This window comes from Pseudomonas sp. EA_35y_Pfl2_R111, from assembly GCF_963970955.1.
Lineage (GTDB): Bacteria > Pseudomonadota > Gammaproteobacteria > Pseudomonadales > Pseudomonadaceae > Aquipseudomonas.
The window spans coordinates 1,232,536-1,258,910 of record NZ_CAXAOM010000001.1; the positions used below are offsets into that span (position 1 = coordinate 1,232,536).

The window sequence follows — 26,375 nt, forward strand, 5'->3', positions numbered from 1 at the left end:
ACGTGTTTACGATTTCGCGAGCTAGAGCCAGACAAGGCAAAAACAGCCGAGAAACGCAGCGCAGCGGAGTAACAGCCAACGGCTGACCCGCAGGGTGAGCGAAGCGAATCACGCGCAGTTTACGAGCTGTAAATGAGCATTCCGAAGCTGTTTTTAACGCCAGATGGCCGACGCGCAGCAGATCGTAAACAGGTTCTTACTCGAACAACGCATCCAGCGCTTGCTCCAGGCGCGTTACGGCAATCACCTGTAAACCCGGCGGCGGATCTTTCGGCGCATTGCCCTTGGGCACGATGGCGCGCTTGAAGCCGTGCTTGGCCGCCTCCTTAAGACGCTCCTGACCGCTCGGCACCGGGCGGATCTCGCCAGACAGCCCCACCTCGCCAAACACCAGCAGATCATGCGGCAGTGGCTTGTTACGCAGGCTGGAAATCACCGCGGCCATCAGCGCCAGATCCGATGCGGTCTCCAGCACCTTGACCCCGCCCACCACGTTTAGGAATACGTCCTGATCATAGGTCGGGATGCCGCCATGCCGGTGCAGCACGGCCAGGAGCATAGCCAGACGGTTCTGATCCAACCCCAGGGTGACACGGCGCGGGTTGGCCATATGGCTGGTGTCGACCAGCGCCTGCACTTCCACCAACATCGGCCGGGTGCCTTCCCAGGTAGCCATCACCACGCTGCCCGGCACTTCTTCCTGGGCGCGGGTGAGGAAGATCGCCGAGGGGTTGGTGACCTCTTTCAGGCCCTTGTCGGTCATGCCGAACACGCCCAGTTCGTTGATCGCACCAAAGCGGTTCTTCACCGCGCGTAGCAAGCGCAGACGACCATCAGACTCGCCCTCGAAATACAGCACGGTATCGACCATGTGTTCGAGTACACGCGGGCCGGCCAGAGCACCTTCCTTGGTCACGTGGCCAACCAGGAAGATCGCCGTGCCACTCTGCTTGGCAAAGCGCACCAGCAACGCCGCACTTTCGCGCACCTGGGCGACGCCGCCGGGGGCCGATTGCAGTTGTTCGGTAAAGATGGTCTGAATCGAGTCGATCACCATCACCTTGGGCTTTTCCAGCCGTGCGGTGGCGATGATGCTTTCAATGCAGGTTTCGGTCATCACCTTGAGCTTGTCTTCCGGAAGACCCAGGCGGCGTGCGCGCATGGCCACCTGCTGCTGGGATTCCTCACCAGTGACATACAGCGCGGGAAAGCGCGTGGCGATATTGCACAGGGTCTGCAAGAGGATGGTCGACTTGCCGATACCGGGGTCGCCGCCAATCAGCACCACCGAACCGTCCACCAGGCCGCCGCCGAGCACCCGATCCAGCTCGCCGGAGGCAGTGGAGAAACGCGGCACTTCCTCAACACTGACCTCGGCCAGGGTCTTGATCTGTACCTGATCACCCGCCCAACCAGCACGCCCGCTGGGAGTGGCCGCATTGGCTTCGAGCAGGGTTTCGACCAGGGTATTCCAAGCCCCGCACTCGCCGCACTGGCCGGCCCATTTCGGGAAGGTGGCGCCGCACTCGGTGCAGCCATACATGCGCTTGGCCTTGGCCATGCCGGACTCCTATAAACGCTGAGCCCGGATCATACGAAATAGCTGGATATATTTACAGTCCCGCGCACCTACGATTTGCAGCCGTTGCCACAGCCACAACATTGCCCTGCGGAGCGTTTAAGCCGGCGCGCGAGATCATCCTTGAGGCCAACGCGTTCCTGCTTGAGGGCAAGCAGTGCATCGTCAGCCAGCAGTTCGCCGCCCGCCTCAATCCGGCAGATGCGTTTATCCAGGGTTTCGTAGGTGTCGGCCAGGCGGGCGAAGTCGGCGTCGCCCTGGCGCAGCTCATGCAGCGCGCCGCGCAGTTCGGGGAAGTCCTTGATCAGCGGATGGTGTTCAACATGCATGCGGGCGTTCCTCTGGGATAGTCATTGTCTGCAGACTATCCCCTGAGCCGGGGTCAACACTTGACCCGGATCAAGCCCAATGACGCTATGACGCACCGCCGAGAAAGCCGGCCAGTTCGTCCTTGAGGCTGACGCGCTGCATTTTCAGGCCCAGCAGCAACATCTCATCCATGGCAACTCGGCCGCTTTCCGCCTCATAGATGCGCTTATCAAGCTCTTCATATTCCTCGGCCAACCGGGCGAAATGCCCATCACTGGACAACAAGGCGTGCAGCTGCGTTTTGAATTCTGGAAACTCGCGGTGCAGCGGATGATGTTCCAGTGGCATAACGGCATCCTCATGGCGGGCCTCCATTGAGCCTAGCCCAGTCACGCCGGCTCTGCCGAAACGCTTGCAACACGGGCGCCAGGCGACTTCTGCTATCTTTCCCCAAGCGTCAGGAGCCACTAATGAGAACAGGTTATGAGTACAACATCAGGATGTTCGGCGTGCCGTGACGGCCAAGGGTTGGGCTTTCCCATCAGCATGGCCTTTCAGCCCATTATCAACCTGAGCACCGGCACCATATTCGCCCACGAAGCGTTGGTTCGCGGCACTGCCGGCGAATCCGCCGGCAGCCTGATGAGCAAGCTCAACGCGGACAACCTCTACCCGTTCGACCAGGCCTGCCGGATTACCGCCCTGGAATGGGCCGCCAAGCTGCAGGTGCCGGCCATGGTCTCGATCAACTTTATGCCCAACGCGGTGTACAAACCCGAGACCTGTATCCGCGCCACGCTGGAGGCGGCCAAACGCTTCAACTTTCCTCTGCAGCGGATCATCTTCGAGTCACCGAACAGGAGCAGGTACTGGATGTCGACCACCTTACCGGCATCCTGCGCGCGTACCGTAAACAAGGTTTTATGACGGCGATTGATGATTTCGGCGCAGGCTATGCCGGCCTCAATCTGCTGGCCGACTTTCAGCCCGACCTGATCAAGCTGGACATGCAGCTGATCCGCAATATCGAGCAGGACAGCGTGCGGCAAATTCTGGTCGAAGCCGCCTTGCAGATGTGCCGCAAACTGAATATCCGGGTGATTGCCGAAGGCATCGAAAGCCTCGGTGAACTGCATGCATTGCGCGACATGGGGGTGGAGCTGTTTCAGGGTTACCTGCTGGCCAAACCGAGTTTCGAGTCGCTGCCCGAGGTCCACTACCCGGCCTGAGAAGTAGCTGGCAAGCGGCGCGCGCTGGATTACACTCAGCCCAACCTCACCTACCAGGGAACGCAGCATGAGCATACTCAGTGAATTCAAAGCCTTTGCAGTCAAAGGCAACGTGGTCGACATGGCCGTGGGCATCATCATTGGCGCGGCCTTCGGCAAGATCGTCTCGTCCTTTGTCGGTGACGTGGTGATGCCACCCCTGGGCATGCTGATTGGCGGCGTGGATTTTTCCGACCTGGCCATTGTGCTGAAAGCCGCCGAAGGCGAAGCCCCGGCGGTGACCCTGTCATATGGCAAATTTATCCAGACGATTATCGACTTTGTGATTGTTGCCTTCGCCATCTTTATGGGCGTCAAGGTCATCAACAGACTCAAGCGCGAAGAAGAGGCCGCGCCGGCGGCCCCCGCCGCACCAACCAAGGATCAGGTATTGCTCAGCGAAATCCGTGACCTGCTCAAGGCCCAGCAAACCAAGGAATAGCCCGGCAACAACGCACAAAGGCACCCTCAGGTGCCTTTCGTTTGCCTGCGGCAATGGCTACCAGTAGTTCTCCACCGCAACCTGCCCCGGCCGGCGGGTCAGGCTGAGCTGCAGACCGCGCTGCTTCAACAACGCGCGGGTATCGTCGATCATCTGCGGATTGCCGCAGATCATCAGCCGTGAGTTCGCCGGGTCCAGATGTAATCCCGCCGCCCGCTCCAGCTCGCCACTTTCCAGCAAGGTGGTGATGCGCCCATGCAGGCAACCGGGCACCTGCTCGCGGGTGACCAGCGGCAGGTAGACAAAGCGCTCGGCGTATTCCAGCAGATGTTCCTGCTGCATCAGCCCGTCAATCAGTGGTTGATAAGCCAACTCGCTGGCCGTGCGCGCGCTGTACACCAACACCACGCGCTGAAAACGCTGCCACACCTCCAAGCCCTGCAGGATCGACAGAAACGGCGCGAGCCCCGTGCCGCTCGCCAGCAGCCAGAGGTCGCGGCCATCGGCAAAGCGATCAAGGGTAAGAAAGCCCAAGGCCTGCTTTTCCACCAGCAAGCTGTCGCCGACCTTTAGCCGGCTCAGCTCGGAGGTGAACTCGCCGCCAGGCACGACGATGGAGAAGAACTCGAGAAACTCGTCATGGGGCGCCGAGGCCATCGAATAGGCACGCCAGACCACCGAACCATGGGCCTTCTGCACACCCAGGCGGGCGAACTGCCCAGCGCCAAAGCGAAAGCCCGCATCGCGCGTACAACGCAGGCTGAACAGGCTGGGTGACCAGACCTGAATAGAGGTAAGGGTTTGCCGGGTGTACTTGTCGTCATCGATCATGCGAACACCGGGTTTATGCGGATTGCACAAACCCAGTGTGGCGCAACACCGGCCAGACAAACACCGGCAAAAGCTGGGGACTCTTGGCCAGCGCCCTTAGAACCGGCTCTTAGCGACGGTTGACGGCCTGCGCGGCGCGCAACACATCGGCGCCAATTTCAGCTTCATAGGTCTTCCACAGCGGGCTCAGCGCAGTGCGCCAGGCGGCGCGTTCATCGGGCGTAAGGGTGACCACTTTGGCGTTGCCTGCGGCAATGATGCGCTCACGATCATTGTTGTTCAGCGCTTCGGCGTCCTTGTTCACCGAGAAAGAAACCTCTTCGATGATCGCTTCCAGCTCGGTACGGGTCTTGTAGGGGATGCTGGTCCAGAACTCCTTGCTGCTGATCAGCATATAGCTCAGCGAGCCGTGGTTGAGCTCGCTGATAAACGGCTGCACGGTGTCGACCTTCTGGCTGGCGATATTCGACCAAGGGCCTTCGGTGCCCTGGATGGTGCCGGCCTGCAGCGCCTTGAACGCCTCGGCGAACGGCATCTTCACGGTCTTGGCGCCAAGCTGACCGAACTGCGCTTCCAGCACTGACGAGGGCTGGATGCGGAAGGCCAGGTCCTTAGCATCTGCTGGCTTGCGCAGCTCACGACTGGAGGTCATCTGCTTCATGCCGTTATTCCAATAAGCCAAGCCGTAGATGCCCTGATTGGCCATGGAGTGCAGCAGCTCGCGGCTTTTGTCACGCTTCTGAAAGCGCTTGACCGCTTCCAGGTCATCGAACAGAAACGGCAGGTCAAACACCTGCAGCTGCTTGGTGTAAGCCTCAAACTTGGACAGCGAAGGCGCCAGCATCTGCACCTTGCCTTCGCGCAGCGCGGTGATCTCCTCGCCATCACCGAACAGCGTCGAGTTCGGGTAGACCTCGACCGAAATCTGGCCAGCCAAGCGCTCTTCCACCAGTTTCTTGAACAGCAATGCGCCCTTGCCCTTGGGCGTGTTCTCGGCCACCACGTGGGAGAACTTGATAACAATTGGAGCCTTACCTTCCGCCAGGGCCGGGCTTGCCGCAACCAGCAACGCAGTGAAGGTTAAAGACAACAGGGACTTGAACATGAACATACCTTTTTGCAAATAGAACGCCGTGAAGCCTGCATAAGCAGGCCTCATTGAGTGGGGGTGTGGGCTATGGATGATCCGGCAGACGCAGCAGAGCAGCGGCGCAATCCTGATCATCAGGCGCTACCAGATCGCAGCCGGGCATAACGCTCGGGGCCTGGTTATTATTTGAATGCGGGCCTTGCTGACTCATGCTTGCTGACTCGTGGGTATCAGACACGACTGAGCAGATCTGCAAGGGGGCGGCATTCTTCGGCAAAGCCGTGCGCGGCACAACCGCGATTTGCTGAACCAGCTCTCAGTTCAGAGACTTTTCCGCCACTTGCACCGACAATAGCGACCAATTGCACTTTCTATCGCGCCCTTGCGGCCTGCTACCCGAGTTTTCCATGCCTGTGTTCAGCAACCCGTTCGCCCAACTCGATTTGATCCGCCAACCCGACCAGCCTCACGAGCCGCTGCAGGCTTTCGATGCGGCGGACGAGTACCTGCTCAACCATCTGCATGCACAAGGGATGACGAACGGCGCGCGGGTATTGGTGCTGAATGACAGCTTTGGCGCACTGGCGGCCAGTCTTGCCGGACATGCGCAGGTCACCAGCAGCGGCGACTCGCACCTCGGCCACCTGGGTTTGCAGGTCAATCTGCAGCGCAATCAGTTGTCGGCGGATGCCGTGACATTTGTCTCAGCGTCCGCTGTTGCGCAAGGGCCATTCGATGTCGTGTTGATCCGCGTGCCGAAAACCCTGGCGCTGTTGGAAGAGCAACTGATTCGCCTACACGGCCAGCTCGCGCCCGGCGCGCAAGTGATCGCAGCAGCGATGGTCAAACACCTGCCGCGCGCTGCCGGTGATCTGCTGGCGCAATATGTCGGCCCTGTGCAGGCCTCACTAGCAGTGAAAAAAGCCCGCCTGCTGTTTGCCACACCGCAAATCAAAGCCGCGCCTGTATCGCCCTACCCCACGCGTTATCGCCTGGAAAAACCAGCCATCGAGCTGCGCAACCACGCCAATGTGTTCTGCCGCGAAGACCTGGATATCGGCACCCGCGCCTTCCTCCCGCACCTGCCCAAACACCTCAGCCGCATGCGCGTGGCCGATCTCGGTTGCGGCAATGGCGTGCTGGGGATTGCTTACGCTCTGGGCAGCCCGCAGGCCGAACTGACACTGGTGGATGAGTCGTATATGGCGGTGCAATCGGCCGAGGAAAACTGGCGAATGGCGCTAGGCGAGCGCGCGGTGGAAATTCGCGCGGGGGATGGCCTGGCCGAGCAGGCAGAGGATTCGCTGGACCTGGTGCTGTGCAACCCGCCCTTTCACCAGCAGCAGGTAGTTGGCGACTTTCTCGCCTGGCGCATGTTCCAGCAGGCTCGCGCCGCGCTGGTGACCGGCGGCGAACTGTGGATAGTCGGCAACCGCCACCTGGGCTATCACGCCAAGCTGAAACGTCTGTTCCGCGGCGTAGAACAGGTAGCGGCCACACCGAAGTTTGTGGTGCTTAAAGCGATCAAATAAGCCCCGGACCGTAGGGTGGATCACGCGTCACCGATCCACCATGGCGTCGGCACGGTGGATGAAAAAGGCGTCAGCTACGCGCCCCGACCCACCCTACAAAAGGGTCCGCCGTTACGGCGTGCCCATCCCCGCCGCCCGCATAAACAGGCGCAGCAGATAGGACACCGCACCCAAGGCCAGCACGCTGCAGGTCCAGATCAGCACCAGCCAGCCAAGGCGCTGCCACAGCGGTTTTTTATCTTCTACATCCTTCATCTTGCGGCCTCAGAACCTATTCGAGGTCTCGCGAGCTAGAGTCCTGCAAGGCGCTACGTTAGTAACAGCCTCCGGCTGGTCAAAGCAGGCGAGAGCTTTTGTAAATGAGCATTACTCGTTTCACTCGCCCTTCGGGTCGCGCTAAAGCGCGTTAGCCGCAAGCGGCTTTCCTAGCCGGCTTTTAACGCCGCAGGGCCGACGCGCAGCTGACCGGAAGCCGAGCCTCAGTGATAGCCATCTTCTTCAGTGACCTTGCCGCGAAACACGTAATAGCTCCAGGCGGTGTAGATCAGAATCAGCGGGATGATCAGCAGCGCGCCGACCAGCATAAAACTCTGGCTTTGCGGCGGCGCGGCGGCGTCCCAGATCGATACCGACGGCGGGATGATATTCGGCCACAGGCTGATACCCAGGCCGCCGTAGCCGAGGAAGATCAGCGTCAGGGTCAGCAGAAATGGTGAGTAGTTGGCGTTGCGTTCGATTGCCCGCAGCAGGGCGAAGGTGGCCGCCAGCACCAGCAGCGGCACTGGCATCAGCCAGAAAATATTCGGCACGCTGAACCAGCGCTCAGCGATGGCGCTATGCGCCAGAGGCGTCCAGAGGCTGACCGCACCAGTCACCCCGAGCACCACAAACACCAGCGGCCGGGCGATATCGTGCATCTGCCGCTGCAGGCGGCCCTGGGTCTTCATGATCAGCCAGGTGCAGCCAAGCAGCGCATAGGCGGCGATCAGCGCCAGGCCGCAGAACAGCGAGAATGGCGTGAACCAGTCCAGCGAACCGCCGACAAACACTCTGTCCACCACCTCAAAACCATCAACATAGGCGCCCAACGCCACGCCCTGGAAGAAGGTCGCGGTGAGTGAACCGCCGATAAACGCCTTATCCCAGATATGCCGCTTTTCCGCCTTGGCCTTAAAGCGGAACTCGAATGCCACGCCGCGAAAAATCAAGCCAAGCAGCATAAAAATCAGCGGCAAGTAGAGCGCGCTAAGCACCACCGAATAGGCCAGTGGAAAGGCGCCGAACAAGCCGGCGCCGCCGAGCACCAGCCAGGTTTCGTTGCCATCCCAGACCGGCGCTACGGTGTTCATCATCACATCGCGCTCGCCTTCACTTTTCACAAAGGGAAAGAGGATGCCGATGCCCAGGTCGAAGCCATCCATCACCACATACATCATCACGCCAAAGGCGATGATGGCGGCCCACACCAGTGAAAGATCGAAGTCCATGATTAATTCCTCTCGCCCAGTTGGTCGCCGTGGCCTTCGTCCAAGCCCTCGTCCGCCGCGGACAGCGGCCGCGCTGGCGTGCGTTTCTGGCCAGGGCCGCCAGTGCCCTCTTCTTTGCCTTCGTGTGTAACCGGGCCTTTACGCACCAGGCGCATCACATAGCTGACACCCGCGCCGAACAGCGCGAAATACACCACCACGAACAGCACCAGCGTCAGGCTCATTTGCGCGAAGCTGTGCCCGGATGAAGCATCCGCGGTGCGCATCAGGCCATGAATAACCCAGGGCTGACGGCCGATTTCCGTGGTGTACCAACCCGCGAGGATGGCGATAACCCCCGACGGGCCCATCCACACTGCCAGATGCAGGAACGGCCGACTCTGGTACAGCTTGCCGCGCACGCGTAACCACAGCCCCCAGAGACCAGTAACAATCATCAGCATGCCTAGGCCGACCATGATCCGAAAGGTCCAGAACACGATGGTCGAGTTGGGTCGGTCTTCCTTGGCGAACTCCTTGAGCGCCGGCACCTGTTTGTCCAGGCTGTGAGTCAGGATCAGGCTGCCGAGCGCAGGAATCTCAAGTTTGAAGCGGGTTTCCTCGGCTTCCATATCCGGCCAACCGAACAGGATCAGCGGAGTCGGTTCGGCGCCGTGGTTTTCCCAATGGCCTTCTATCGCAGCAATCTTCGCCGGCTGGTATTTGAGGGTATTAAGCCCGTGGAAATCGCCAATTACTGCTTGGATCGGGGCCACGAGCAACGCCATCCACAGGGCCATCGAAAGCATCTTGCGGATCGCCGGATTGTCGCGGCCGCGCAGCAGATGCCAGGCTGCCGAGGCGCCGACGAAGAATGCGGTGGCGAGGAAGGCCGCAACGGACATATGCGCCAAGCGGTAGGGGAACGATGGGTTAAACACCACGGCGAACCAGTCAACCGGGATCACCCGCCCGTCGATAATCTCGAAGCCCTGCGGGGTGTGCATCCAGCTGTTGGAAGCGAGAATCCAGAAGGTCGAAATCAGCGTGCCGACCGCCACCATCAGCGTGGAGAAGAAGTGCAGGCCCGGGCCTACGCGGTTCCAGCCGAACAGCATAACGCCGAGAAAACCTGCTTCGAGGAAAAACGCGGTGAGCACCTCATAGGTCAGCAGCGGCCCGGTGACTGCCCCGGCAAAATCGGAGAAGGCATTCCAGTTGGTGCCGAACTGATAAGCCATGACCAGGCCGGAGACCACGCCCATGCCGAAGTTGACCGCAAATATCTTCGACCAGAAGTGATACAGATCGCGGTAAACCTCCTGGTGGGTTTTCAGCCACAACCCTTCGAGCACTGCCAGGTAACTGGCCAAGCCGATGGTGATGGCCGGGAAGATAATGTGGAAGGAGATGGTGAAAGCGAACTGGATCCGAGCGAGGTCGAGAGCCTCCAATCCAAACATGACGTTTCCTCTGTCAGGTGATACGGGGCATGGTCGCGGGCGCACATGCCAGTCACGGGCAAATCAGTCGGGGAAATTATTGTTTTGGGTGGACCACTAGCGAGCCGAAAAAAAAGCCCTCACAACCACGCGCCGAAGGTGTTGACGCGAGTCAAGATATGTACAGAGAGTAGCGTTTGCCGGGGTAAGTTCAGCTGTGGTCGATTGTCGCGCGACCGGCTGCCACAAGGGCTGTTGACTTATAACAGCGCCTCGGGACGATCTACATCACGCAGTACACCAGGGTCATTTACCTCAACGCTGTGGCTGGCAACTGGATGAGCTTGCAGCAGCGCACGTGCACCTTGATCACCGTGCAAAGCCTGCAGTTGCGGCCAGAACGCACGACCAAACAGCACCGGATGGCCGCGCTGGCCGTCGTACTGCGGATAGACGATGCGCTCGGCCGTCGCTTGAGTAATGAGCTGGCGCAGGCTGTCGGCGGCAACCCAGGGCATATCACCAAGCAGCACGGCGATGGCCTCGGCGGGGTCCCCCGCTAAAGCCTGCACGCCAGCCGCCAGGCTATGGCCCATGCCCTGATCGGCCTCGCTGCAACGGATAATCCGGCACTCAGCCGGCAGCCCTAACGCCTGCGCATCGTCTTCATCGCGCAGCAACACATGCACCTCTGCAAACACCTGCAGCGCGCGCTCGGCGCTGGCCGCGAGCAGGCCACGACCGTCCGGCAAACGGGCCAGGCGCTTGTCGCTGCCAAAACGCCGGCCGCGCCCGGCGGCCAACAACAGAGCCAGGACGCGCGGCATGCTAGAGCGCGTCCCGTGCAAGGCCGTTGCGCACCCGCAGAATATCGGCGAGTACCGCCAGGGCGATTTCCGCTGGGGTCTTGCTGCCCAAGTTCAGACCAATCGGCGCGATAATTCGCGCCAGCGCGGCATCATCCAGGCCGCCGGCCCGGCGCAGGCGCTCGAAACGTTTGGCGCTGGTGGCCATCGAACCCATGACGCCGATATAGAACGCCTCGGTTCGTACCGCCTCGATCATCGCCAGATCGTCGATACGCGGGTCATGGGTCAGCGCCACCACAGCGGTGTCGGCATGGCAGCCGCCAAGACGGATCACCTCGGACGGCAGCTCACGGCGAATTTCCACTCCTGGCAAGTTGACGCCTTGCAGCACTTCTTCGCGGGGATCGCAGAGCACTACCTCAAAGCCCAGGCCCTGAGCGAACTGCGCACAGACCTGCGCCACCGAGGAGTAACCCGCCAACAGCAGACGCTGAGCCGCACCAACACGCAAACGCAGCAGGCTTGGCTGACGTTCAACTCTTGGCCCCTGCGTGTTGTCGGCCAGCAAGCGGCGCTCACCGTTTGGTAGCGCCACTTCGCGGATCAGCCGGCGCTGGCCCGCCAAAGCGCTTTCCAGCTCACGCAGATGGGCCTGCACGGCGCAATCGGCCGGCAGGTTTTCCACTAGAACTTCCAGTACGCCGCCACAGGGCAGACTGATCTGCGAGTGCGGGTCGCTACCATCACCGTAACGCAGCAGGTAGACAGCTTCAGCAAAAGCACCGGAGGCCAGGCGCTCAAGGAATTCATCCTCAACGCAGCCGCCGGACAGCGAGCCGATCCACTCGCCATTAGCGGTGGCGGCCAGCAGCGAACCCGGCGCACGCGGCGCCGAGCCGTAGGTGGCCAGCACCGTGCACAGCCAAACGCGCTGCCCCGCCGCCGACCATTGCAGCGCCTGGCGTACCACCTGCTGATCAAGGTGCTGCATCAGGGTTCACCCGGTCTCAATGGCCCTTCTCGCTGCGCAACTGACTAACCTGCTGTGGGCTCAGCTCGGCCGCCTGGCCACCCCAGGTCTGGCGCAGGTAATGCAGCAGGTCGCGCATCTGTCCGTCGTCGAGCTTGTCGCTGAAGCCCGGCATTGGCTGCATACGCTCGAACCCGGTGAACTGCTGCTCCTTGATGCCATCGTCAATGACCCGCAGCAGGTTGCGGGCCTCGTTCAGGCGCAGGGTGGTGTTGCCATCCATCGCCACAGCCACATGCGGCACACCTTCGCCCGCCGCCCCATGGCAACCGGCGCATAGATTGAGGTAGTGCTGACGGCCCTGCTGAGCACTCTCGCCGAGCTGGTCCAGCGCCACGCTGGCAACTTTGCGCGGGTCTGGCGGTTGGTCGCCAAGCAGGTAGGTGGCCATGGCCTTGTGATCGTCCAGCGGCAGGTACTGGGTGCTGTGGTGAAACACCGGGTACATCTCGTTGAACATCGAACCCTGGGCACTGATGCCGTGTTTGAGGAAGGTCGCCAGGTCGTCTGTGCTCCAGCCGCGCGCGGCCAGGTCGTCTGCCAACAGGCTGGGGGCCTCATAACCGAGCATCACAGCGCCCTGCAGACGCTCGTCCTGCTGCAATGCGCCAATGACATTGCGCGGGGTATGGCACTCGCCACAGTGGCCGAGCACTTCGACCAGATACTGACCGCGCTGCCAGGGCTCACTTTTGCCTTCAGCCGGCTGCAACTGCACGCTGTCCTTGTAGAGCATGTTCCAGAAGCTCAGACCGAAGCGCAGATTGAACGGAAAGCTCAGGTCAGTCTGCGGGCTGGGCTTGGCGATCGGTTCCAGGCTCATCAGGTAGGCGTAGATGGCGTCGGAGTCTTCGCGCTTGAGCAAGTGATAGGAGGTATACGGCATCGCTGGGTAGAGGTTGCTGCCATCACGCCGCTCGCCCTCGGCCACCGCGCGGTAGAAGTCATCGGCGCTGTACTCGCCAATGCCGTACTGCTTGTCTGGGGTGATATTGGTGCCGTAGATGGTGCCGAACGGCGACTCCAAAGGCAGGCCGCCAGCGTATTCGGCGCCGCCCTCGATGCTGTGGCAGGCCACGCAGTCGGCGGCGCGCGCCAGGTACTTGCCGCGCTCGATCAGTTGCTTATCGGCCGCCTGGGCAGCCAACGGCAGCAACAGGGCGGCAGCGATCAGAATGCTCTTCATGCTTAACCTTCCTTGACCAGGCCGAGGGACTCCACCACATCGCGCGCGGCGCTGTAGTAGCGCACGTAGCCAGTGCAGCGACAGATGTGCTTGCCCAGGGCGTCTTCGATCTCGCCTTCCAGCTCGCTGCGTTTGACCGGCTGACGCTGCAATTTCTCCACTAGCACGGTGGCGGCATTGACGTAGCCTGGCGTGCAGTAGCTGCACTGGAAGGCAAACTGATCGACGAACTTCTGCTGGATCGGGTTGAGCTGGCTGACCTCACCCTGAGCATCGCGCTTGGCGTGGCCCTCAATGGTGCGGATGCGCTTGCCGTCGAAGAAGTGCGCGCCGGTGATGCAGGTGCGGATCTCCTCGCTGGTGCCGTCAAGCTTGTCGAGGATTGCCACGCAAGCGTGACACACACCCTGACCGCAGCCCAGACGCGAGCCAGTGAGGTTCAGGTATTCGTGGAGAAAGTCGATCATCATCAGGTCGTCGGCCACTTCCATTGGGCCGACTGCCTGGCTGTTGATAATCATGCTGAGCAGGCGCTTAGCCATGGAGGGCCTCCTTGATGCGGGCCGGAGTCAGAGGAAGGTCGCGCAGGCGCTTGCCGGTGGCGTGGGCCACCGCGTTGACGATGGCGCCGACCACCGGAATCATCACCACCTCGGCGATACCCTTGGCCGGGTCGCTGGGTGATAGGGGCGGCAGAATCTCCGCGCTTTGCGACCACACCGCGCAATCCTTGGCGCGTGGCAGCTGGTAGCGGTTGAAGTTCCAGGTGCCGTCGCCGGGGCCGCCTTCGTACAGCGGCATTTCCTCCAGCAGGGCATGGCCGATGCCCATGGCGATACCGCCTTCGAGCTGCCCCAGCACCAGCTCCTCGACAATCACCCGGCCGCATTCGAGCCAGGAGTGATGGTTGATCACCCGCGCCTCGCCGCTGCCCTTGTTGACCTTGACCTCGACCAGGGTGGCCACCGGGCTGTAGTAGGTGACCATGGCGTTGTTCAGCTGAGTCACCGGGTACTTGATGCTGGCGCGGTCGAGCAGGTGGAAGCCGTTGCGGCTCATCAGCGCTTTTTGCGCGGCGGTTGCGCCGTCACCGTATTTCACCGCCAGGGCATCCAGCGGCACACGCTCGCGCTGGCCGTTGATCTCGAACTCGCCTTCGGCCCAGCTCCAGCGGTTGAAGCCGTGCACGCTGATACCGGTGACCAAACCCAGCTCATGGGCCTTGTGCGCCAGCAGTTTGAACGGAATCGGCGGCATGCCATCGGCGGTCAGCTTGCCGTCTACCCAATGCGCATTCTCGCGGCGCACCACATAAGGGTTGGCCAGGCCGCCATGTTCACCACGGCCCCAGATGGCGAGGGCCGCCGGCCACAGGCCATGAATAAACAGCAGGCGCGCCGCCTCGCGGGTGGAGTGCCCGGTGTAGTAGGACGAGTTGGTCGCCGACGACGGCGAGGCCAGCTTGCCGACCCAGCGCGGGTTCCGCAGCGCCGCGTCCTGTTCGGCCTGGCTGATCATGTAGGGGTTGCCGCTGGTGGTCAGGGCCAGCTCGCTCCACTCGGTTTCGCCGGTCTTGATTTCATCGGCAGGCTGACCGAGGTAATCGGCGACCAGCAAGGCCTGCGAAGTGGCCATGCCGGTGCCCATGTCGATGGCGATCTGACGCAGGCTGACGCGGCCGTCGGCGCTGAACTCCAGGCTGGCCATCGGCGCTTCGGAACCGGTACCGAAGTCCTTCTGGCAGATGGCGAAACCAACGCCATAAAGATTGTCCGGGTCTTCGGCATCGAAGCGCTGCTTGCGCTCGACTCGGTTCTTCCAGATCTCGTGCTGCGCGGCCTTGTCGAGGATTTCGTCGAGACGCAGAGCACCCGCCGGGATCGCGCCCTGGGTGTTCTTCATGCCGGACTGAAACACGTTCTTCTTGCGCAGCTCGATGGCGTCGATGTTCAGCCGCCCGGCCACTTCGTCCACCATCATCTCGGTAGCTGCCATGGTTTGCAGGGTTCCGTAACCGCGCATTGAACCAGCTTCCACGCCGCGCGAGTAATAGGCCGTGGCCGCCAGATCGCTGCGCGGCAGGTAGTAGATCGACTGCGCTGCAGTGGCGCCGACTGCAGCCACCGATGAGCTGTAGTTGGCGCGGCCGCCGCCATCAACATCCATGTGCGCACGAAAGATCTGGAAGCTGTGGTCCTGCTTGTTCACCGCCAGCTGGTAATGCATGTCGAAGGGATGGCGCTTGATCCCGCTCTGGAACTGCTCGTAGCGATCATTGGCCAGGCGCACCGGCACCCCGTCGCCGTACATAGCCGCAAGGGCGGCGTAGAACACGAAGATGTTGTTGTCCTTGGAGCCGTAACCAACGGTGTAACCGGGGTGCATGTTCAGCGTCTTTACGGCGAAACGTGACGGCGCAAGCATGTGCGCAGTCTGCTCGGCCACTTCGAACGGGCACTGGGTGGCGACCACGAAATGCAGGGTGCCGCTAGCCGGATCGAACCAGCCGTTGCCGTTGTCGGCTTCCAGCGCAGCCGGCTCGATGGATTGGGTGGTGAAACGCTCATCGAACACCAGCCAGTTATCCGGCGGCGTTTGCAGTTGGTTGAGCATCTGCTCTGCGTGATACAGGCCCTGCTGGGTCAGGTCGCCACTGATCTTGCCCTCGCCCCAGGCCGGTTTGCGGTTATGGATCAGCGGAAACAGCATGCTGTCCTTGAGGCTGGAGAAGGTGTCCAGATCAAACGGCGTGGTGCCGCCCACGCGCACGAAGCGGAAGCTGCCATAAGGGTCGCTCTGGAACGCCGGAGCTTGATCGCCATAGCGGATCACTTTGTCATTGAACTTGAGGATGTTCTTGGCTTGGCGATAGCGCTCGAAGTCATGCCAAATCAACAGCGCCACCGGGTGCCCGATAAACATCGGCACCTGGCCTTCGGGCAACAGCGGATCGAGGTTATGACCATCAGGAAAGCTGATGCCCTCCTTGCGCAGATCGCTGGCGGTGACCACCCGCTGCGGTTGCAACTCGGCCGGCAACAGCGACAGGTCAAACCCCTGGTACAGCTGCTCGGTGCGCGTGGCCTTGAGCAACAGGGCATGACCTTGCTGCTGCGGCCAACCGGGCATGTCCTTGGCGCGGATATCGCGGGCAAACACCTTGCCGCCCACGGCTTTGGACACCCCATCAATACGCGCCACGGCCTTACCGCTGGCGTTGTACCAGGGTAGCGGCATGCGCGTAACACGCTCTTCAAACAGGGCGGCGAACGCCTTGCTGCCCAATGGCGCGAAGCTGATACCGATGCCGGCGATGACGCTGCCTTGCAGAAAGGCGCGGCGGGATAAATCAGGAGTGGACATGTCCGTTCCTCGGGGCCAGATCAGCTTGGCCATTTGCGTGAACAAAAGAGAGACAGGCGCGCCGCTTAACAAGCACGGAGCATTAATCAGCGTAGACGACAGATTTATTGACCTGAAAGTCAGATTCTACCCAAGTCATTGCTACAACAGAATAAAAACCTGTCTTTTAAGTCAGACAAATTTGTCATTGCTGCTCTAAACCGGCCTTCTGCGCACTGTTAACGCGGGCGCATGCTAGGCTGCGCCTCCCGCCAACCGTGCGAGCTCTTTCGGCCATGTCTCAGCTTTTACGTCACCAGCGCCCATTCCTGGCTTTCTGGTTCGCACGGGTATTCACCGCCAGCGGCTTCCAGATGATTACCGTGGCGATTGGCTGGCAGATGTATGCGCTGACCGGCAACGTGCTCGACCTCGGCCTAGTCGGGCTGATCGAATTTCTACCGAAGATCCTGTTTATCCTGCTCACCGGGCATGTGGCCGACCGCTTCGACCGGCGTAAGGTGGCCGCGCTCTGCCAGGGCGCGCAGGGGCTGATAGCCCTGGGCCTGTTGCTCGGCAGCAGCGCCGGCGGTATCAGCCGCGAAATGATCTTCGTGATTGCCTTTCTGCTTGGCACCGCTCGCGCCTTCGAGATGCCCACCACCCAGGCCTTGCTGCCAAATATCGTGCCGCCAGGGCTATTCCCAGCGGCTGTAGCTGCGTCGGCCTCGGCCATGCAGGCTGCCACCATCATTGCGCCAGCACTGGGCGGTTTGCTCTATGCCGTTGGCACGCAGTGGGTCTATGGTCCCGCGGTGCTGCTGTATGGCTGCGCCCTGAGCCTGATGCTCAGCCTGCCGGCGCGCCAGTTGCCACTGAAGCAGAAGGTCTCGCTGGATTCGCTACTGGCTGGATTTCGCTTTATCCGCAGCCGCCCCGCCGTGTTCGGCGCGGTGTCGATGGACATGCTGGCGGTGCTGCTCAGCGGCGCCACTGCGCTGCTGCCGGTGTTTGCCAAGGACATCCTGCTCACCGGCCCCTGGGGCCTCGGCCTGCTCCGCTCGGCGCCGGCGGTGGGCGCGCTGCTGATGTCGCTGTGGCTGGCGCGCTTTCCCATTGAGCGCCGGGTCGGCCCGGTGATGTTCAGCTCGGTGGCGATCTTCGGCGTGGCGACCATCGGCTTCGGCCTGTCCACCTCACTCTGGTTTAGCCTGAGCGCTCTCGTCGTACTGGGTGCGGCGGACATGATCAGCATGGTGATCCGTGGCGCCTTTGTGCAGCTGCAAACCCCGGATGAAATGCGCGGCCGCGTCGGCGCGGTCAACGGCCTGTTTATCGGCGCGTCCAATCAGCTCGGCGACTTCCGCGCCGGGGTCAGTGCCGCCTGGTTCGGCACCGTGCCGGCGGTGCTGATCGGCGGCGTAGGGGCGATTCTGGTCACCGGGATATGGATTCGTCTATTTCCCGAATTGGCCAAGCGCGACCATATGCACCCGCAAGGCCCAGAGCGAACCAACGACTGATGGGTTAGCCGACCAGCATGGCCTCGGCTACCTGCTTGCGCACCGCCTTGCCACACAGCTGCTCAACCAGCGTCAGAGCGAACGCCAGGGCGGTGCCGGGGCCCTGACTGGTGATGCAGTTGCCATCGACCACCACCGGTTGATCGACAAACACGCAACCGCTCAGCCGATCACTGAACGCCGGATAACAGGTCATGCGCCGCTGCTTCAGCACGCCGTACTGCTGCAGGGCCACGGCCGGCGCTGCGCAAATGGCGGCAAACAGCTTGCCGGCCTTGGCCTGCTCGCGCACCTTCTCAGCCAGTGGCTGATGCTCGGCCAGGTGCTCGGCACCGGGCATGCCGCCGGGTAGCACGATCAGGTCAAAATCCTGGGCCAGCACATCCACCAACATGGTGTCGGCCGTCAGGCGTGTGCCGCGGGCGCAGGTGATCATCCGCCGCTCTTCGATGCTGGCTACCACCACTTCGATTTCGGCGCGCCGCAGCACGTCGATCAGGGTCACGCACTCGATGTCTTCATTGCCGTCAGCGACGCTGATCAGGGCTCGCGTGGTCATATTGGCCTCCTTCTTGCCTATACAAATAGCCGATGCAAGCTGACCATTTGGTCATAAATTCACCCCCTCGGGGCGAGCTGATATGATGCGCGCCTTTTCCCGGATCGCCAGCAAAAACACACGCACACGCGCCGATGTGCTTTGCTTTCGATTTGCATATTCACGGCACAAAAGCCGTTACGGAGTGTTGCAGATGCTGGAAAGATTGTTCCAACTCAAGGCACATAACACCACGGTGCGCACCGAAATGCTCGCCGGGCTGACCACCTTTCTGACCATGGCCTATATCCTCTTCGTCAACCCGGAGATGCTGGCCAAGACCGGCATGGACCATGGCGCGGTATTCGTCGCCACCTGCCTGGCAGCCGCCATTGGCTCGCTGATCATGGGCCTGTGGGCCAACTACCCGATTGCCCTGGCGCCCGGCATGGGCCTCAACGCCTTCTTCACCTACACCGTGGTAATGACCATGGGCCACACCTGGCAGGTGGCGCTGGGTGCGGTATTCCTCTCCGGGGTGATCTTCTTTCTGTTGTCGATCTTCAAGATTCGCGAGTGGATCATCAACAGCATCCCCCTGGCCCTGCGCGCCGGCATCGCCGCCGGTATCGGCCTGTTCCTGGCAATTATCGCGTTGAAAAATGCCGGTATCGTGGTCGATCACCCTGCCACCCTGGTGACCCTTGGCGACATGACTCAGGGCGGAGCACTGTTGGCCTGCCTGGGTTTTTTCGTGATCGCCGCGCTGGCGCAGCGCCGGGTCACCGGAGCAGTGATGATCGGCATCCTGCTGATCACCGCTCTGTCCATTCTGTTCGGGCTGTCCAAGCTGAATGGCGTGGTGTCCATGCCGCCATCGGTGATGCCGACTCTGATGCAACTGGACATCATGGGCGCGCTGGATATCGGCTTGGTCAGCGTGATTTTCGCCTTCCTCTTCGTTGACCTGTTCGACACCTCCGGCACCCTGGTCGGCGTTGCGCAGAAAGCCAACCTGCTGGACAAAGACGGCAAGATGCCCAAGCTCGGCCGTGCCCTGCTGGCCGACAGCACCGCGACCATGGCCGGCGCCGCACTCGGCACCTCGACCACCACCAGTTATATAGAATCCGCTGCGGGCATCAGTGCCGGTGGGCGTACCGGCCTGACCGCTTGCGTGGTGGCCGCGCTGTTCCTTCTGGCGCTGTTCTTCGCCCCGCTGGCTGGCGCCGTACCGGCCTATGCCACCGCACCAGCGCTGCTGTTCGTCGCGGTGCTGATGATGAGCAGCCTGGCGCAGATCGAATGGGACGACCTTACCGTCGCCGCCCCAGTAGTCGTGGCCGCCCTGGCCATGCCTCTGACCTTCTCGATTGCCAACGGCATCGCCTTCGGCTTTATCGCCTGGACCCTGATCAAGCTGCTGGCCGGCCGCTGGCGCGAACTCAACCCGGCGCTGGTGGTGCTCTCGGTGCTGTTTGCGATCAAACTGGCGTACTTCGCCTGATGACCTTGCGGGTGAGTCATCACTCACCCGCTTCTAATTTGAAAAGAGTCCCGCATGAGCCGTTCCCAGTTCGATCCCGCCAACTACGCCGCCCAGCTTGCTGACAAGCAGCAGCGCCTGATCGAGCTGCTGGCGCCGTTCAACGCCCCTGCACCCGAGGTATTCGAATCGCCACGCGAGCACTATCGCCTGCGCGCGGAATTCCGCCTGTGGCGTGAAGGTGAGGATCGCCATTACGCGATGTTCGAGGCAGGCGATAACCTCAACCCGATCTTCTTCGAAGACTTCCCCATCGCCAGCGCGCAGATCAATGCGCTGATGCCGCGCCTGAAGGCCGCCTGGCAAGCCAGCAGCGCCCTGAGTTTCAAACTGTTCCAGGTCGAATTTCTTACCACCCTGGCCGGCGACGGACTGATTACCCTGTGCTATCACCGCCCGCTGGATGCCGCCTGGCAGGCCGAGGCCGAAAAGCTGGCTGCAGACCTGCAGGTCAGCATCATTGGCCGCTCCAAGGGCAAGCGCCACGTTATCGGCAAGGACTATGTCGAGGAAAAACTGCAGGTCGCTGGCCGCACCTTCAGCTATCGCCAACCAGAAGGCGCGTTTACTCAGCCCAACGGCGAGGTGAACCAGAAGATGCTCACCTGGGCCTACGAAGCGCTGGGTGAACGCACGGACGACCTGCTGGAACTGTATTGCGGCAACGGCAACTTCACGCTGCCGCTGGCCACCCGCGTGCGCAAGGTGCTGGCTACCGAGATCAGCAAGTCCTCGGTGAATGCCGCCCTGGCTAACCTGGCCGACAACGGTGTGGACAACATCACGCTGGTACGCCTGTCTGCCGAAGAGCTGACCGAAGCGCTGAATGAGGTGCGGCCGTTCCGCCGCCTGGCTGACATCGACCTGAAGAGCTACGACTTCGGCTGCGTATTTGTCGACCCGCCGCGCGCCGGCATGGACCCGGACACCTGCGAGCTGACCCGACGCTTCGAGCGCATCCTCTATATCTCCTGCAACCCGGAAACCCTGGCCGCCAACATTGCCCAACTCAGCGACACCCACAAAGTGACGCGCTGCGCGCTGTTCGATCAGTTCCCCTACACCCACCATATGGAGTCGGGCGTACTGCTGGAGCGTCGCTAGCGTTACCGCGCCACCCACAGCTACACCGGGTGCAAGCAGCAGACCCATCGGCGGATTGGCGTAAGGTTGCACCACCCGGCCTAGACTGCGGTGGCCAGGTGCCTGGCAACCATCCGCCAAGGAGTCGTCGATGCGTCGTTATCTATTAGCCCTGCTGCTGCCCCTGCTGAGCGCCTGCACCAGCACGCCAGAACCGTCGATACAGGTGCTGCAGCCTGTGCAAACTGCGCCGTATGAGACCTTCAGCGTGCGGGCGGTCAGGGCCAGCGGTCATCGTATGGATCTGGAGCAGCGCTTTAACCAGGCGGTGCAGAACGCACTCAGCGCCAAGGGTTACCGCTTCACTGAAACGCAGCCTGATATGCAAATCATTTATGCCCTCGGCCTGGAACAGGAAACAGGCATTGAACGTGCCCCGGTGGCTGTCGGCGGCACGGTCTACACCCAGACCCGCGCCACCGAAGACGAGCGCGCGCGACTGGCTCTGCGCATTCTCGATAGCAAGACCCAGGCGGTGCTGTTCCAGGCACAGATCAACCGGCAACTGCACAACCCGGACATGAGCCAGGAAAACTTCGACCGTGGCGTAGCCAAGATCCTCGAGGACTTCCCCACCGCACGCTGACTCAGACGCGCGGCAAACCGCGCAGCGCCCAGAAGCTCAGCCCCGCAGAGACTACTTCCAGCAGCAACGCGTAGAGGTTAAAGGTCTGCTGCGCGCCGCCATCCAGCCACAGACCGCCGATGCGCGCTAAGGCCAGGGCACTGTAGAGCAGCACCAGCAGGGTCAGCGCGGCGCGGGTGAAATCAAGCCGGCTTAGCGATAGGCCGATAAACGCCGCCAGACCCAGTTGCAGCCCGCCATAGAAGGCCCGCACATCGGTTGCGGCCGCCGGCGACATCAGCAGCATGCCGCTGAGATTGGTCATTTCATGGGGCTGAACAAAATAGGCCAGGCCCAGACCCGCCAAAGCCAACAGTTGAATCACCAGTACAACGCGTGCAAACAGCATGACCAACACCCCACCCAAAAAAATCGAGCATGCAGCATAAGCCGCGCCCGTCCGATTCGGAAATCGCCAGTGGTTAGTCACTGCTGCCCGGCGCTATGCTCAGCCTTTCACCTGCCAGGAGTCACCCCATGCGCCAGCTACTTGTTCTCGCCGGGCTGTTTGTCAGCAGCCTGAGTTTCGCCGCCGAGCCCTTGACCATAGACGTGCACCGCGACGCCAACTGCGGCTGCTGCAAGGCCTGGATCAGTCACCTGCAGGACAATGGCTTTAACGTGGTCGATCATGTCGAAACCGATATGAGCGCGGTCAAACAGCGCCTGGGCGTGCCGCCGCGCCTGTCGTCCTGCCATACCGGAGTGATCAACGGCCAGTTTGTCGAAGGCCATGTACCGGCCGCCGACATCCTCAAAATGCGCAAACAGCCCGACCTGCTCGGCGCGGCCGTGCCGGGCATGCCAGCCGGCTCGCCGGGTATGGAATACGGCAATGTGCGCGACGCCTATCAGGTCATTGGCCTGGATAAGCAGGGCGCAGAACAGGTAATAAGCGAGTACCCGCGCATCGAATAGGTAACACCTGCACTGGCGTAGCTCAGGCCAGCGGACGACACTCAAGCTCGACATACACAGGACGATAGCGATGCGCTGGAAACGCGGAAGACGCAGTGACAACGTGGTGGATGCGCGCGGCAGCGGCTCACGCATGGGCGGTGGCAAGGGCCTGACTCTAGGCGGGGTGGCCATCGTGGTGATCGTCGGTCTGCTCAGCGGCCAGGACCCGATGCAGATTCTCGGCCAGCTGGCCGGGCAAGCCATGCAGGGCGGTTCAGTCAGCGCACCGCAAAGCTCCGCGCCTGCGGCCAATGACGAACAATCGGAGTTCGTCCGCGCGGTGCTCGGCGACACCGAGGACACCTGGCGGGAAATATTCCAAGGCGCCAATCGACAGTACAGGGACCCGACCCTGGTGCTGTTTCGCGGCGGGGTCAATTCCGCCTGCGGTTTCGCCAATTCAGCAGTGGGACCGTTCTATTGCCCTGGCGATCAACGGGTGTATATCGACCTGGCGTTCTTCCGCGAGCTGGAACAGCGCTTTGGCGCGGCCGGCGATTTTGCCCAGGCCTATGTGATTGCCCATGAAGTCGGTCACCACGTACAGACCCTGCTCGGCGTCTCGGCCAAGGTCAACGCCGCCCGCCAACGTGGCGAGCGGGTGGAAGGTGCAACCGGGCTATTGGTACGTCAGGAGTTGCAGGCCGACTGTTTGGCGGGCGTGTGGGCTTTCCATGGCCAGCGCCGACATGACTGGCTGGAACCAGGCGATATTGAAGAGGCGCTAAACGCCGCCAATGCCATCGGCGACGATCGCTTGCAGAAACAGGCGCGCGGGCAAGTGGTGCCGGACTCCTTTACCCACGGCACCTCAGAGCAGCGCGTGCGTTGGTTCAAGACCGGTTTCGACGGTGGTGATGTCGGTCGTTGCGACACCTTTAAGGCCACACGACTTTAGCCTTACCCCAGTAGGGTGGATGTCGCCCCACCCATCCACCACTGCGCATCCGAATGGCGGATGAAAAAAGCGTCGGCTACGCGCCCCGATCCACCCTACAGCTGGACACTGGCAGGCCTGGATAACTGACACAAAAAATGCCGCTCACCTGATCAGGTAAGCGGCATTTTCATCAGCCGCACTCTCTGTTTATTGCGCCCAGGGCGGTGGCGGCTCCTCACCCTTGGGCGCATCTTCGGCATTGAGCAGCGCCTGACGACGCTCTTCGTCGGCCAGGGCGGCCTTGATCTCGCGCATTACCGCATCGATATCGGCTTCTTCTTCCGGGTCATCGAATTCGCCGGTCAGTGGGGTTTCCGGAGTCAGTTCACCGGCCTCATACAGCGCCCACATTTCCTTGGCGTACTTGGTGAACTTCAATTCCGGGGCGAACTGACCAAAATACGCCGACATGTTGCCGACATCCCGCTCAAGCATCTTGAACGCATGGTTGTTGCCTGCAGCGTCCACCGCCTGTGGCAGGTCGATGATCACCGGGCCGCCCGGATCAAGCAGCACGTTGAACTCCGACAGGTCGCCATGCACCAGTCCGGCGCAAAGCATTTTCACCACTTCATGAATCATAAAGGCGTGGAATTCGCGGGCATCGTCCGGATGCAGGTCAACATCGTTGAGGCGTGGAGCGGCATCGCCCTCGCCGTCATCGACCAGTTCCATCAGCAACACGCCTTCAAGGAAGTCATATGGCTTGGGCACTCGCACGCCAGCGTTTGCCAAGCGGAACAGCGCAGCCACTTCGGCGTTCTGCCAGGCGTCTTCCTGACCCTTGCGGCCGTACTTCGAGCCTTTGGCCATGGCCCGGGCATCACGGCTGTTACGCACCTTGCGGCCTTCCTGGTACTCGGCGGCCTGACGGAAGCTACGTTTGTTGGCTTCTTTATAAACCTTGGCAACGCGCAGTTCTTCGCCGCAGCGCACCACATAGACCGCGGCTTCTTTACCGCTCATCAGCGGGCGTATCACTTCATCGACCAGCCCGGCTTCAACCAGGGGCTCAATACGTTTTGGCGTCTTCATCAGCTTTAATCAGGGGTCCTGTGTTGCCCAAGTCGTATCTGCCGCCCGTTATACGGCAAACTTTACGCAGCGCCCACCCTCCTGTCAGCACGCCACCTATTACTGGTGCTCACCCAGACGTGCCCGGCGCAACAAGAGCCGCTCAATTACGCCGACTGGCGGCGCACTAAAACCGACCAAACGGAGCGAGCCGGGCGCTACAGGCAAGCGATCGATGCAACCAAACGGGATTAAAGACTGTCCCATAGGCTACATATTCGCCAGTAACCCATGCCTGAACGCACCGGACCATATCTTGATTTTGCAAAGACGCTTTGCCCGAGCCTGCAGTGATTGGGGGATACAAGGATGAAACGCGCCCTATCTGGCCTCGGCACCTTTAACCAGAGGCCAGCTTTCTACCCGCGCACCACACTGGACACCCTTGCCGCCCAGCGTCATGCCATCCCCAGCCGGTGCAACGGCATCGGTGCGCCCTGTATCGCCTCCAGCTATGTCCCCACGCCGACGCCAGCGCGCTATATCAGCCGCCTCTGCGCGCAATTTGCGCACAAGCTGCAGGTCAGTTGCGATGAGCATCACGGCCGCATCGAGTTCGACTTTGGCCTCGCGCACTTGCACGCAGACAGCACAGGCCTGCATATCATGGCCCTTAGCAGTAACCCGCAGGACCTAGAAAAGCTCAAGCACCTGATCGCCGCGCACTTCGAGCGGTTTGCCTGGCAGGCCGAAATAAGCCTCGACTGGCAATAGCAGTCAGAACCCCTGCAGATGCTGACGCAGCGCCTCGATGGCATAGCGCACCTTGGCCGGCTGCGCATCGCGGCGCGGTGTCACCAGGTAGATGCCGAATGGCGGCAAGCGCCAGTGCGGTAGCAGCTCACGCAGACTGCCGTTGACCAACTCCTCACGCACTTCCTGCTCCGGCTGCAGCGACACGCCCATGCCGGCTAAAGTGAAATGCCGCACCGCCAGGATGTTATTGCAGCCCACCCGGCTCTCCACACGTAGCTTTTCCACCTGTGCATTCGGCCCGTGCAGCTCCAGCACGTTGAACGCGTTATCACCATGCAGAATCAACCAGTCCAGACCGACCAAGTCTTGCGGTTGATTGATCGGCGGCTTGCGCAGCAAGTACGCCGGCGCGGCGCACAGCAGCATGCGCGAGTCGCCGATATGCCGCGCTACCAGGCTGGAGTCCTCCAGATTGCCGACGCGAATGGCGAGGTCGATGCGCTGCTCAATCAGGTCGATCTGCTCATCATGGAAAAACAGCTTGAGGCTCAGGCCACTGTGCGCGTGCAACAGCGGCGCCAGTGCAGCGCTGAGCCGCCGCCCGGAAAACCCCACGGGCGCGGCAATACGCAGCTCACCCACTGGCGCATCACGCAGCTCGGCCAACCTCTGCTCGGCCTGCTGCGCCAGCGCCAGCACCTGTGCGCAGCTCTGATAAAAAGTCGCGCCCGCCTCGGTCAGGGTCAGCTTGCGCGTAGTGCGGTGCAGCAGGCTGACCTGGGTGCTTTCTTCCAGCTTGCGAATCTGCTGGCTGACCGCCGATGCGGTCATACCCAACACCTCAGCCGCCGCCACCATGGAGCCACGGTCGACCACGGTGGCGAACACCGCCATGCGCTTTAGCTGCTCCATTCGTAAGCCCTGCTTAATAGTTAAAGCCTTTTTAGCCTATTTTTCTGACCTTTATCCAGCTGCGATTATCTCTCGCACTTAATCCCATCTGG

Annotated in this window: 26 protein-coding genes and 1 pseudogene; 10 read left to right on the top strand and 17 right to left on the bottom strand. The window is 61.5% G+C overall.

Annotation, left to right across the window (positions count from 1 at the left end; translation table 11 throughout):
* Window positions 1–196: 196 nt before the first annotated feature.
* The 3 genes from radA to AACY25_RS05990 form a co-directional block, all read right to left on the bottom strand.
* Entirely contained in the window at window positions 197–1,561 is a 1,365-nt protein-coding gene (gene radA / locus AACY25_RS05980) for a DNA repair protein RadA (protein WP_339413515.1), read from the bottom strand.
* 68 nt (window positions 1,562–1,629) lie between these two features.
* Window positions 1,630–1,908 (bottom strand): YdcH family protein, encoded by a 279-nt coding sequence (locus tag AACY25_RS05985; RefSeq protein ID WP_339523122.1) that lies wholly within the window; start codon window positions 1,906–1,908, stop codon window positions 1,630–1,632.
* 85 nt (window positions 1,909–1,993) lie between these two features.
* Entirely contained in the window at window positions 1,994–2,236 is a 243-nt protein-coding gene (locus tag AACY25_RS05990; protein WP_339523124.1) for a YdcH family protein, read from the bottom strand.
* Between the two features lie 135 nt (window positions 2,237–2,371).
* Here AACY25_RS05990 and AACY25_RS05995 point away from each other — a divergent pair.
* Both AACY25_RS05995 and mscL read left to right on the top strand, forming a co-directional pair.
* Window positions 2,372–3,117: pseudogene (locus AACY25_RS05995) on the top strand (EAL domain-containing protein).
* A 67-nt stretch (window positions 3,118–3,184) separates the two neighbouring features.
* Window positions 3,185–3,598: a large-conductance mechanosensitive channel protein MscL gene (gene mscL, locus AACY25_RS06000; RefSeq protein WP_339413510.1), complete on the top strand. Its 414-nt coding sequence runs from the start codon at window positions 3,185–3,187 to the stop codon at window positions 3,596–3,598.
* Between the two features lie 57 nt (window positions 3,599–3,655).
* Here mscL and AACY25_RS06005 read toward each other — a convergent pair whose 3' ends face one another.
* Together AACY25_RS06005 and AACY25_RS06010 are read right to left on the bottom strand one after the other, a co-directional pair.
* The gene (locus tag AACY25_RS06005; protein WP_339523126.1) at window positions 3,656–4,429 is read right to left on the bottom strand and encodes a ferredoxin--NADP reductase; all 774 of its coding nucleotides are present in this window, start codon (window positions 4,427–4,429) and stop codon (window positions 3,656–3,658) included.
* A gap of 109 nt (window positions 4,430–4,538) precedes the next feature.
* A complete protein-coding gene (locus AACY25_RS06010) occupies window positions 4,539–5,534 on the bottom strand; it encodes a DctP family TRAP transporter solute-binding subunit (protein WP_339523128.1) in 996 nt (331 codons plus the stop codon).
* Between the two features lie 392 nt (window positions 5,535–5,926).
* Between AACY25_RS06010 and AACY25_RS06015 the strand changes: the two genes are divergently transcribed.
* A complete protein-coding gene (locus AACY25_RS06015) occupies window positions 5,927–7,051 on the top strand; it encodes a class I SAM-dependent methyltransferase (RefSeq protein WP_339523130.1) in 1,125 nt (374 codons plus the stop codon).
* Window positions 7,052–7,162: 111 nt separating this feature from the next.
* Here the strand turns inward: AACY25_RS06015 and AACY25_RS06020 are convergent, their stop codons facing one another.
* From AACY25_RS06020 to AACY25_RS06055, 8 genes are all read right to left on the bottom strand, one after another.
* Complete coding sequence (locus AACY25_RS06020) at window positions 7,163–7,306, bottom strand: DUF2474 domain-containing protein (RefSeq protein WP_339523131.1); 144 nt, start codon at window positions 7,304–7,306, stop codon at window positions 7,163–7,165.
* A 224-nt stretch (window positions 7,307–7,530) separates the two neighbouring features.
* A complete protein-coding gene (gene cydB, locus AACY25_RS06025) occupies window positions 7,531–8,538 on the bottom strand; it encodes a cytochrome d ubiquinol oxidase subunit II (RefSeq protein WP_339413504.1) in 1,008 nt (335 codons plus the stop codon).
* A gap of 2 nt (window positions 8,539–8,540) precedes the next feature.
* Entirely contained in the window at window positions 8,541–9,980 is a 1,440-nt protein-coding gene (locus tag AACY25_RS06030) for a cytochrome ubiquinol oxidase subunit I (RefSeq protein ID WP_339413502.1), read from the bottom strand.
* Window positions 9,981–10,219: 239 nt separating this feature from the next.
* Complete coding sequence (locus AACY25_RS06035) at window positions 10,220–10,786, bottom strand: nucleotidyltransferase family protein (protein WP_339413501.1); 567 nt, start codon at window positions 10,784–10,786, stop codon at window positions 10,220–10,222.
* A gap of 1 nt (window position 10,787) precedes the next feature.
* Window positions 10,788–11,759, bottom strand: a complete 972-nt coding sequence (locus AACY25_RS06040) for an XdhC family protein (RefSeq protein WP_339523132.1) — start codon at window positions 11,757–11,759, stop codon at window positions 10,788–10,790.
* A gap of 16 nt (window positions 11,760–11,775) precedes the next feature.
* Entirely contained in the window at window positions 11,776–12,984 is a 1,209-nt protein-coding gene (locus AACY25_RS06045) for a cytochrome c (protein ID WP_339523133.1), read from the bottom strand.
* A 2-nt stretch (window positions 12,985–12,986) separates the two neighbouring features.
* Complete coding sequence (locus AACY25_RS06050) at window positions 12,987–13,526, bottom strand: (2Fe-2S)-binding protein (protein ID WP_339523134.1); 540 nt, start codon at window positions 13,524–13,526, stop codon at window positions 12,987–12,989.
* On the bottom strand, window positions 13,519–16,347 hold the full coding sequence (locus AACY25_RS06055; RefSeq protein WP_339523135.1) for a xanthine dehydrogenase family protein molybdopterin-binding subunit: 2,829 nt from the start codon (window positions 16,345–16,347) through the stop codon (window positions 13,519–13,521). Before AACY25_RS06055 ends, AACY25_RS06050 begins: the two co-directional genes overlap by 8 nt.
* Window positions 16,348–16,622: 275 nt before the next feature.
* Between AACY25_RS06055 and AACY25_RS06060 the strand changes: the two genes are divergently transcribed.
* Window positions 16,623–17,849 carry an MFS transporter gene (locus AACY25_RS06060; RefSeq protein WP_339523137.1) on the top strand — a complete coding sequence of 409 codons (1,227 nt, stop codon included), beginning with the start codon at window positions 16,623–16,625 and terminating at the stop codon, window positions 17,847–17,849.
* Window positions 17,850–17,853: 4 nt separating this feature from the next.
* Here the strand turns inward: AACY25_RS06060 and AACY25_RS06065 are convergent, their stop codons facing one another.
* Window positions 17,854–18,408, bottom strand: a complete 555-nt coding sequence (locus tag AACY25_RS06065) for a DJ-1 family glyoxalase III (protein ID WP_339413493.1) — start codon at window positions 18,406–18,408, stop codon at window positions 17,854–17,856.
* A 193-nt stretch (window positions 18,409–18,601) separates the two neighbouring features.
* Between AACY25_RS06065 and AACY25_RS06070 the strand changes: the two genes are divergently transcribed.
* The 3 genes from AACY25_RS06070 (at window position 18,602) to AACY25_RS06080 (ending at window position 21,662) form a co-directional block, all read left to right on the top strand.
* Window positions 18,602–19,894 carry an NCS2 family permease gene (locus AACY25_RS06070; protein WP_339413491.1) on the top strand — a complete coding sequence of 431 codons (1,293 nt, stop codon included), beginning with the start codon at window positions 18,602–18,604 and terminating at the stop codon, window positions 19,892–19,894.
* Window positions 19,895–19,948: 54 nt separating this feature from the next.
* Entirely contained in the window at window positions 19,949–21,037 is a 1,089-nt protein-coding gene (gene trmA, locus AACY25_RS06075) for a tRNA (uridine(54)-C5)-methyltransferase TrmA (RefSeq protein WP_339413489.1), read from the top strand.
* A 130-nt stretch (window positions 21,038–21,167) separates the two neighbouring features.
* The gene (locus AACY25_RS06080; protein WP_339523139.1) at window positions 21,168–21,662 is read left to right on the top strand and encodes a DUF4136 domain-containing protein; all 495 of its coding nucleotides are present in this window, start codon (window positions 21,168–21,170) and stop codon (window positions 21,660–21,662) included.
* Window position 21,663: 1 nt separating this feature from the next.
* Here the strand turns inward: AACY25_RS06080 and AACY25_RS06085 are convergent, their stop codons facing one another.
* On the bottom strand, window positions 21,664–22,050 hold the full coding sequence (locus AACY25_RS06085; RefSeq protein WP_339413486.1) for a DUF4345 domain-containing protein: 387 nt from the start codon (window positions 22,048–22,050) through the stop codon (window positions 21,664–21,666).
* 128 nt (window positions 22,051–22,178) lie between these two features.
* Between AACY25_RS06085 and AACY25_RS06090 the strand changes: the two genes are divergently transcribed.
* Together AACY25_RS06090 and ypfJ are read left to right on the top strand one after the other, a co-directional pair.
* Window positions 22,179–22,619: a DUF411 domain-containing protein gene (locus AACY25_RS06090; RefSeq protein WP_339523140.1), complete on the top strand. Its 441-nt coding sequence runs from the start codon at window positions 22,179–22,181 to the stop codon at window positions 22,617–22,619.
* 70 nt (window positions 22,620–22,689) lie between these two features.
* Window positions 22,690–23,559 (top strand): KPN_02809 family neutral zinc metallopeptidase, encoded by an 870-nt coding sequence (gene ypfJ, locus AACY25_RS06095; RefSeq protein ID WP_339523142.1) that lies wholly within the window; start codon window positions 22,690–22,692, stop codon window positions 23,557–23,559.
* A gap of 189 nt (window positions 23,560–23,748) precedes the next feature.
* Here the strand turns inward: ypfJ and AACY25_RS06100 are convergent, their stop codons facing one another.
* Window positions 23,749–24,636, bottom strand: coding sequence for a PA4780 family RIO1-like protein kinase (locus tag AACY25_RS06100; RefSeq protein ID WP_339523143.1), 888 nt, complete (start codon window positions 24,634–24,636; stop codon window positions 23,749–23,751).
* A 348-nt stretch (window positions 24,637–24,984) separates the two neighbouring features.
* On the opposite strand from AACY25_RS06100, the gene AACY25_RS06105 reads away from it, so the two are divergent.
* Complete coding sequence (locus tag AACY25_RS06105) at window positions 24,985–25,389, top strand: DUF2218 domain-containing protein (RefSeq protein WP_339523144.1); 405 nt, start codon at window positions 24,985–24,987, stop codon at window positions 25,387–25,389.
* Window positions 25,390–25,392: 3 nt separating this feature from the next.
* Here the strand turns inward: AACY25_RS06105 and AACY25_RS06110 are convergent, their stop codons facing one another.
* On the bottom strand, window positions 25,393–26,283 hold the full coding sequence (locus AACY25_RS06110; RefSeq protein ID WP_339523145.1) for a LysR family transcriptional regulator: 891 nt from the start codon (window positions 26,281–26,283) through the stop codon (window positions 25,393–25,395).
* Between the last annotated feature and the right edge of the window lie 92 nt (window positions 26,284–26,375).